Below are 8,206 nucleotides of genomic sequence, written 5' to 3'. Positions count from 1 at the left end.
GGGGGGACCGGGACGAACGGCGGGGGCGGCGGAACCGGCGGCGGGACGTGGGCCACGAAGTCGGGGCCGCGCGGCTCGCCCAGCCCGAGCGGTCGATCGTTCATGTGCGACTCCTCAGGGAAGACGGGAGAACCACAGCAGCGACCCGGCGGCGGCCGCGCAGCCGAGCACCAGCGCCGCCCCCACGAACCACACCCACACCTCGCGCCGCTCGGTGCGGTGGCCGATGCTGCTGCCGATGTCGGCGTAGACGCGGCTCAGCTCCGCGCCGGACGCGGCCTCGTAGAACCGGCCGCCGGTCTGCTCCGCGAGCCGCCGCAGCGCGGGACCGTCCACCGGCACCGGCAGCGCGCTCCCCTCGCTCCAGATGACGCCGCCGGGGGTGCCGTAGGCGATCGTGGACACCGGGACGCGGCGCGCGGCGGCCTCCTGCGCGGCGACCCCGGGCAGCCGCCCGGCGGTGTTCTCGCCGTCCGACAGCAGCACGATCCGCGCGGGCGGGGCCTGCCGCCCCCACTGCGCCCCGAACCGGGAGAGCTCGTCCAGCGACGTGAACACGGCCTCGCCGATCGCGGTGCGCGGGGACAGCCGCAGCCCGTCGATCGCGGCGCGCACCGCGGTCCGGTCGGTGGTGGGCGGCACCACGACGGTGGCGCTCCCGGCGAACGTCACCAGCCCGACGTTGAACCGCTCCGGCAGCTCGCCGAGGAACGCGCGGGCGGCGCGCTGCGCGGCGGCGAGCCGGCTGGGCGCGACGTCGGTGGCCTCCATCGAGTTGGACACGTCCACCGCCATCATGATCGTCGCCTGCTCCCGGGGCACCCGCACGTCGGCGGCGGGCCGCGCGAACCCGAGCACGCACACCAGGATCATCAGCAGGAACGCGGCGGCGGGCAGGTGCCGCCGCCACCCCGGCCGGACCGGGACGACCTTCTCCAGCAGCGCGAGGTTGGTGAACCGGACGGCGTACCGGGCCTGCCGCAACCGCATGACGACATACACACCGAGCAGCAGCCCGGGCACCACGAGCAACAACAGCCGGAGCGGCTCCAGAAACGTCACGGGAACACCTCCCCTGCCACCGATCGCCGTCCGACCACGCGAACACCGGCCACCGGCGCGGACGGGACCGGCTGCCTGGGCCGAAGGGTTTTCCGGTGCGTCATGTGGGCGCCCCCACGGCTGCCAGGCGGCGGTGTTGGGCTACGTGGTGGACGATGTCGCGGAGCCAGTCGCCGTCGGTGCGCAGCGTCAGGCGGGACGCGCCCGCCGCGCGGATCCCCTCGGCGATGGCGGCGCGCTGCGCGGCCGCCTCCTCCGCGTAGCGGGCGCGCAGGCGGGGACTCGCGGTGGGGATCTCCGCGCGGCGGCCCGTCTCCGGGTCGGTGACCGTCAGCAGGCCCACGTCCGGCAACGTCAGCTCGCGCGGATCCACCACCTCCACCGCCAGCACCTGGTGGCGTTGGGCCAGCAGCGCTAGGGGACGCCGCCAGTCCCGCGGCGGATCCAGGAAGTCCGACACCACCACGGCCAGGCCCCGGCGGCGGGCGGTGCGGCGCAGGCGTTCCAGGCCGTCGGCCAGGGCGGGCTGCCCGCCGGGCGCCGAACGCGGCAGGCCCAGCAGCGTCCGCAGCAGCGTCAGCAGGGGCCCCCGTCCGGTGCGGGCCGGAACGAGACGGGGGCCGGAGCCGTGGAGGATCTGCGCCCCCAGCCGGTTCCCGGCCCGTTCGGTCAGGAACCCGACCGCCGCCACCGCAGCCACGGCCAGGTCCCGCTTCTCCACGCGGCCGGTCCCGAAGTCCATGCTGGCGGTGGCGTCCACCAGCGCCCACGTCTCCAGCTCGCGGTCGGCGTCGGTCTCGCGGACGTGCGGCTGGAGGGACCGGGCCGTGAGGTTCCAGTCCATCGCCCGCACGTCGTCGCCGGGCACGTACGCGCGGCCCTCGGCCCGTTCGGTGCCCGGACCCGGCAGCAGGCCGAGGTGGTCGCCCTGCAACAGGCCGTCCAGGCGGCGCAGCACGACCAGTTCCAGGCGGCGCAGCACCGCCTCGGGGGCCGGTTCGGGACCGATCACGCCGCCTCCTCGCGGGGAGCGACCCGGGGGAGCGGGACCGCGGCGACGACCCGCTCGACGACCGCGCGGGCGTCGACCCCGTCGGCCAGCGCGTCCAGCGACAGCACCAGCCGGTGCGCCAGCACGTCCCCGGCCAGGTCGCGCACGTCGGCGGGCAGCACGTACTCGCGGCCGCGCAGCAGCGCCAGCGCGCGGGCCGCCGCGACCAGCCCCAGCGTGCCGCGCGGGCTCGCGCCGAACGCCAGCAGCCGCGCCGTGTCCGGCACGCCGTACGCCTCCGGGTCGCGGGTGACCGCCACCAGCCGCACCGCGTACCGCGCGACCGCGTCGTGGACGAACACCCGGCCCGCCGCCTCCCGCAGCGCGGCCAGCTCGGCGGTGGTCAGGATCCGTTCGGGGACCGGCGGGGCGCCGCCCATCCGGTAGAGGATCGCCAGCTCGTCGGACTCGTCGGGGTAGCCCACGTCCACCTTGAGCAGGAACCGGTCGCGCTGCGCCTCGGGCAGCCGGTACACGCCCTCGGACTCGATCGGGTTCTGCGTGGCCAGCACCAGGAACGGCGCGGGCACCGGGAACGTCCGCCCGCCGATGCTGACCTGCCGTTCGGCCATGACCTCCAGCAGCGCCGACTGGACCTTGGCGGGCGCGCGGTTGATCTCGTCGGCGAGCACGACGTTGGCCATCACCGGGCCGAGCTCGATGTCGAACTCCTCGGTGGAGGGCCGGTAGATCCGGGTCCCGACGATGTCGGCGGGCACGAGGTCGGGGGTGAACTGGATGCGGTGGAACGTCCCGCCGACGGCCGTGGCGAGCGTCTGCGCGGCCAGGGTCTTGGCGACGCCGGGCGCCCCCTCCAGCAGGCAGTGCCCGCCCGCCAGGGCCGCGACCAGCAGCCGTTCGACCATGCGGTCCTGGCCGACGATGACGCGCTTCACCTCGAACAGGACACGTTCGGCCCGGCCCCCCGGGCCCGTCCGGGCCCGGGGGGTGTCCGTGGTGGTCATCGGGTGTCCGCCGCGGGGGCCGCGCCGCCCTTGTCCGGGCAGTCCGGCTTGGCCGTGGCCGGGTCGGCCGCGGCCGGGCCGTCGGCGTACTCGACGATCCGCAGCTCGGTCCGCTCCCCGCCGGGATCACCGGCCGCGAGCGCGGTCCCGGTGGCGGCGAGCCCGGCCGCCGCCAGCCCGGCCCCGATGATCGCGATCTTGATGCGCGGGTTCAGTGCCATCTCTGCTGCCTCCTGACGAAACGGAGTGACAGCAGAAAGTTCAACAAGCCACCGCGAAAACGAACTTAAGGATCAGCTCCCGTGAGGGCGGCGACCATCGGAAGCGGAACCCCGCCGACAACCGCCACCGGCCGTTTCCCCAGGTCAGCGCCACCATGGGGAAACCCTTCAGCTCCCCGACGAAAACGCGCCGACCGAAACCCCTCACTCGGCTGAGGGCGCTGGTCGAAGCCTCTCGCTTCGTCGGCGTCTTCGCTGTGCTGTTTCTGGGGGGCGGCTCCCGGGCCTGCGGCGGGAACGCGTCGGCCGGTGGTCTTCCCTCGGCTGAGGCCGCTGGCCGAAGTCCCTCGCTTCGCTGGCGTCTCGTCGTGTCGGTTCTGGGGGGCGGCTCTCGGGTCTCCGGCGGGAACGGGCCGACCGAAACCACTCACTCGGCTGAGGGCGCTGGTCGAAGCTCCTTGCTTCGCTGGCGTCTTCGCCGTGCTGTTTCTGAGGGGCGGCTCCCGGGCCTCCGGCGGGAAGGCGCCGACCGGAGGTCCGGGCTTTGGTCAGTGGGGTGGCAGCGGTACGTGGTCGGTGTCGTAGCCGAAGTAGCGGGGGCCCGCCAGGTCCAGGCCGCCGGGGGTGAGCCAGCGCGGGTCGCAGGGAACGCCGAGCACCGTGACGCGCAGGCCGTAGCGCAGGCCCTCGGTGGTGACCGGGTCGCCGGTGTCGGTGTCCAGGACGCAGATCAGGTCCGGCGTCGTCGCGATCACCGTGCCGTCGCGGCGGGCCAGCAGGTGCTCGTTCTGGAAGCTCAGCTCCAGGGTGCGGCCGGTGTCGCCGGCGGTTCCCGCCAGCCTGGCCTCGCCGCGCGCGAAGCCGCCGGAGGTGCGGCGCTCCACGTCCACGACCTTGCCGGTCAGCAGGCGCACGCCGCCCAGCATGCCGGCGGCGGCCGCCACCGGGTCGGCGTGGACGGCGCGGGCCTCGCGGACGGCGCGGCCCAGCTCCTCGGCCAGCGTCAGCGTCGCCGGGACCAGGCCGTCCCTCAGCTGGTCGCCGCGCATGACGGTGTCGGCGCAGGAGACCGAGCAGCCCATCTCCACGCAGGCGGACCGGGCCAGGCGCTCGGCCCACAGGTTCGACACCGTGTCCAGCACCAGCGTGTTGCCCTTGTCGTCGGCGACCGCCATCGGCGCGACCGTCACGCCGATCAGGCCGGGCAGCACCATCTGCGCCTCGGGGAACGCCCGCCCCATCGCGTCCCCGTCCACCACCGGCAGGCCCGTCTGGGCGGCGGCGATGAACGGGACCATCGAGTTCAGCCCGCCGACCTCGATCGGGACCAGATGGGTGGCGCGGCGGCCCAGGGCGCGTTCCAGCGCGCGCAGCGCCGTGACCTCCTCGGTCCCGGCCGGGATCTTCTCCAGCGACACGGTCGGCGCGCCCATCCCGGAGATCGCGACCACCATCGCGTCGGCGGGGACCTCGTCGATGTCCACGACGGTCACCGGGCCGTGCGCGCGGATCGCCTGCTGGGCCAGCAGCTTGCCGACGTAGGGGTCCCCGCCGCCGCCGGTGCCGAGGATGCCCGCGCCGCGCGCCAGGTCGTCGAGCTGTTCGGGCTTGATCTCACGCACGGGCGTCCTCCAGGGCGGGCAGGCGGGTCAGGTCCAGGTCGCCGACGGCCTTGACGCGCACCCGCGTCGCGCCGCCGGGCAGGTAGGCGAGGGGGACCTCCTCGACGTCGACGACCGCGACGGTGCCGGGGCGGGCCCCGGCGCGTTCGGCGGCGGCCACGGCCTCGGCGCGGGCCTCCTCCAGCACGGCGGCCCGGCGGCCCTCGGGCACCTGGAACACCCGGTCCACCTCCCCACCGACCTGCGCGATGGCCGCGCCGATGGCGTTGGCGACCGCGTGGTGGGCGGGGCGGCGCACGTCGGCGAAGCCGGGCAGGCCGGTGATCAGCACGCTGCCGCCGCCGACCGCGACCACCGGGATCGGGTCGGCGGAGGTGCGCATCCGGTCCACGGTCTCGGCGAGGCGGACGGCGATGTGGTCCAGCGCGGCGGCGACCGCGGCGCGGTCCAGGTGGGCGACGCGCGCCGGGTCGCCGATCTCGGCGCGCCCGGCGGCGACGGCCAGGTCGGTGGCGGTCAGCGTGTCGCCGCCGAACACCAGGGCCCGTTCGGTCAGCCGGTAGCCGACGCTGCGCGGCCCGACGCTCGGGGCGTCCAGGTCCACCAGGGAGCCGCCGCCGATGCCCAGCGACAGCACGTCGGGGATGCGGAAGTTGGTGCGGACCCCGGCCAGCTCGGCCTCCCCGGACGCCTCGCGCGGGAACCCGCCGGTCAGGACGCCCACGTCGGCGGTGGTGCCGCCGACGTCCACCACGGCGCAGTCGGCCAGGCCCGACAGGTAGGCCGCGCCGCGCATGGAGTTGGTGGGGCCGGAGGCGAACGTGGCGACGGGGTGGGTGCGGGCGTGCTCGACGTCCATCAGCGTCCCGTCGTTCTGCGACAGGAACAGCGGCGCGGTGATGCCCGCTCCGGCCAGCGCCCCGGTGAACGCCGCCACGATGTCGACGGCCAGCTCGCGCAGGGCGGCGTTGACGACGGTGGCGTTCTCGCGGGGCAGCAGCCCGACCCGGCCGATCTCGTGCGACAGCGACAGGTGGACGTCCGGGCCCAGCTCGGCCGCCAGGATCTCGGCGGCGCGCAGCTCGGCGTCGGCGCTGACCGGCGAGAACACCGCCGACACCGCCACCGAGCGCACGCCGCGCGCGGCGATGTCGGCGGCGGCCCGGCGCAGCTCGCCCTCGTCGAGCGGGGACAGCGCGGAGCCGTCGTACTCGTGGCCGCCGTGGCACAGGTACACGGCCGGTTCGGAGAGGCCGGGGCTGACGGCGGCGCGGAGGCGGGCGGGCCAGTCCACCATGGGCGGCAGCGCGGCCCCGGCCGGGAGGCCGAGCCGCACCGCCGCGGTGGGGGCCAGGCGGTCGGCCTCCACCAGCGCGTTCACGAAGTGGGTCGTGCCGATCATGACGGCGGTCACGGCCGTGGGGGCGATGCCCGAGTCGGCCAGGACGGCCCGGATCGCGGCCGTCACGCCGCCGGTGACCTCGGGGGTGGTGGGCGACTTGACCGAGGCGAGCACGGTGTCGCCGTCCAGCAGGACCGCGTCGGTGTTGGTGCCGCCGACGTCGATGCCGATACGCAACGGTTCTCCTTCTCAGGCGGGGCGGACGGGGGCCCGGCGCAGCGCCTCCAGGGCGGCGGCGGGCTGCTCGGGCTGTTCGACGGGCAGCTCGCGGGTGCCGCGCACCAGGCCCAGACGGGCGGCGACGACATAGCCGACCCCGGCGATGACCAGCGAGTTCAGGGCGGGGATGCCCCACCAGTGGTAGTGCTCCGACAGCCAGCCGAGCACCGCGGCGGCGGCCCACAGCACCAGGGTGGCCGGGACCCAGCCGGGCTCGGTCTCCGGGAGCCGCCCGGTGGCGCGGGAGGCGTCCAGCACCGGCCGCCAGCGGCGGGCGACGAAGTACTCGGCGACCATGATCCCGGCGATCGGCGGGGTGAGCACGCCGAGCACGGTCAGGAAGTCGGCGAAGCGCTCCAGGATCCCGGCGGCGGCCAGCACGCTGCCCAGCACGCCGATCCCGACGGTGACGGCGACCCGGTTCAGCCGGACCTTCAGCAGGGACTCCACGGCGTTGATCAGGCCGAGGGCGGCCGAGTACAGGTTCCAGTTGTTGATCTTCACGGTGGCGGAGACCAGGATGACCACGCCGACCACGCCGGACGAGGCGGTGATGATCGCGACGACGTCGGAGGTCTTCACCGCGTACGCCAGCAGGACCCCGGCCAGGCCCAGCACGTACTCGCCGAGCGAGATGCCGACGAGGGTCTGCTTGACGACGTCGCCGGTGGTGCGGTTGAACCGGGTCATGTCGGGCGTGGTGACCGCGCCGACGATGTAGGAGCCCGCGACGATCGTCGCGCCGGTCGCCACCGACATCGCCTCGCCGAACGGCGGCGACGCCACCAGGTCGCCCAGGCTGTGCTTGGAGATCTGCACGCTCATCGCCCACCCGGCCAGGCCGAGGAACGCCGGGACGGTCACGAACGCCGTCCATCCCATCGCCCGGAACCCCTTGAGCACCAGCACCGTCACGCCGAGCCCGGTGATCAGCGCCCACGCCCACAGCGGCGGGCCGCCGGCCAGCGAGTGCAGGCCCTGGGCGAACACCGCCGTCTGCACCCCGAACCAGCCGAACAGGCTGACCGCGATGACCAGGCCGATCAGCGTGGACCCGTACCGGCCGAAGCCGGTCCAGCGGGCCAGCACCGAGGTGGACAGCCCCTCGCGCATCCCGGCGATGCCCACGAAGACGCACACCACCTCCAGGATCACCGAGCCGAGCGTGAACGCCCAGAACGCGCCCCAGAACGACAGCCCCGCGCCCAGCGTCGCGCCGAGCAGGAACTGGGTGAGGTCCGACAGCTGCCCGAAGCGCTGCACGGCGACGTTGAACCAGGAATAGCGGGCGGACTGGGGGACCCGTTCGAGGGGGAAGTCCTCGTCGAGTGGCTGGGACATGGGACGGCCTTTCGGTCCAGGGGGTCGGGGCCAGGGGGCAGGGCCAGGGGTCAGGGAAGGCGGGCGGGCCCGGCGGCGCGCGCGTGCAGCCGCAGGGTGACGCCCGGCAGGTAGGGCAGGGGGGAGCGGGTCACCTCCGACACCTCGACGGCGCGCGGGTCGGCCCCGGCCCGCACCGCGCTGGCGCGGGCCTCCTCGCGGACCTCGGCCAGCACCGCCTCCAGGTCGGTGCGGGCGCCGACGCGCACGAGGCGTTCGGCCTGCCCGCCGACCGGGCTGACGGCCGCGCCGATCGCGCCCGCGACCGCGCCGTGCTCGGGCCG

General features: G+C 75.3%; 7 protein-coding genes and 1 pseudogene. All 8 read right to left on the bottom strand.

The genetic code is table 11. The features are described from left to right. Nucleotides 1–114 precede the first annotated feature (114 nt). Nucleotides 115–1,062, bottom strand: coding sequence for a VWA domain-containing protein (locus AKI01S_RS47100; RefSeq protein ID WP_067833226.1), 948 nt, complete (start codon nt 1,060–1,062; stop codon nt 115–117). A 100-nt stretch (nt 1,063–1,162) separates the two neighbouring features. Next, complete coding sequence (locus AKI01S_RS47095) at nt 1,163–2,074, bottom strand: DUF58 domain-containing protein (protein WP_067833221.1); 912 nt, start codon at nt 2,072–2,074, stop codon at nt 1,163–1,165. Continuing rightward, a complete protein-coding gene (locus AKI01S_RS47090) occupies nt 2,071–3,078 on the bottom strand; it encodes an AAA family ATPase (RefSeq protein WP_067833218.1) in 1,008 nt (335 codons plus the stop codon). The genes AKI01S_RS47095 and AKI01S_RS47090 overlap by 4 nt, the downstream gene beginning before the upstream one ends. Continuing rightward, nucleotides 3,075–3,299 (bottom strand): hypothetical protein, encoded by a 225-nt coding sequence (locus AKI01S_RS47085; protein ID WP_067833214.1) that lies wholly within the window; start codon nt 3,297–3,299, stop codon nt 3,075–3,077. The genes AKI01S_RS47090 and AKI01S_RS47085 overlap by 4 nt, the downstream gene beginning before the upstream one ends. Nucleotides 3,300–3,847: 548 nt before the next feature. Next, entirely contained in the window at nt 3,848–4,921 is a 1,074-nt protein-coding gene (locus AKI01S_RS47080; protein WP_067833209.1) for an S-methyl thiohydantoin desulfurase family protein, read from the bottom strand. Next, entirely contained in the window at nt 4,914–6,500 is a 1,587-nt protein-coding gene (locus AKI01S_RS47075; RefSeq protein WP_067833206.1) for a hydantoinase/oxoprolinase N-terminal domain-containing protein, read from the bottom strand. Before AKI01S_RS47075 ends, AKI01S_RS47080 begins: the two co-directional genes overlap by 8 nt. A gap of 12 nt (nt 6,501–6,512) precedes the next feature. Next, nucleotides 6,513–7,883 carry a purine-cytosine permease family protein gene (locus AKI01S_RS47070; protein WP_067833203.1) on the bottom strand — a complete coding sequence of 457 codons (1,371 nt, stop codon included), beginning with the start codon at nt 7,881–7,883 and terminating at the stop codon, nt 6,513–6,515. 50 nt (nt 7,884–7,933) lie between these two features. Beyond that, nucleotides 7,934–8,206 (bottom strand): annotated as a pseudogene (locus tag AKI01S_RS52325) (hydantoinase); the annotation flags it as partial.

Source organism: Actinomadura kijaniata NBRC 14229, from assembly GCF_001552175.1.
Classification (GTDB): domain Bacteria; phylum Actinomycetota; class Actinomycetes; order Streptosporangiales; family Streptosporangiaceae; genus Spirillospora; species Spirillospora kijaniata.
The sequence above is the reverse complement of the archived record's forward strand: the minus strand, read 5'-3'. Positions and strand labels throughout refer to the sequence as shown.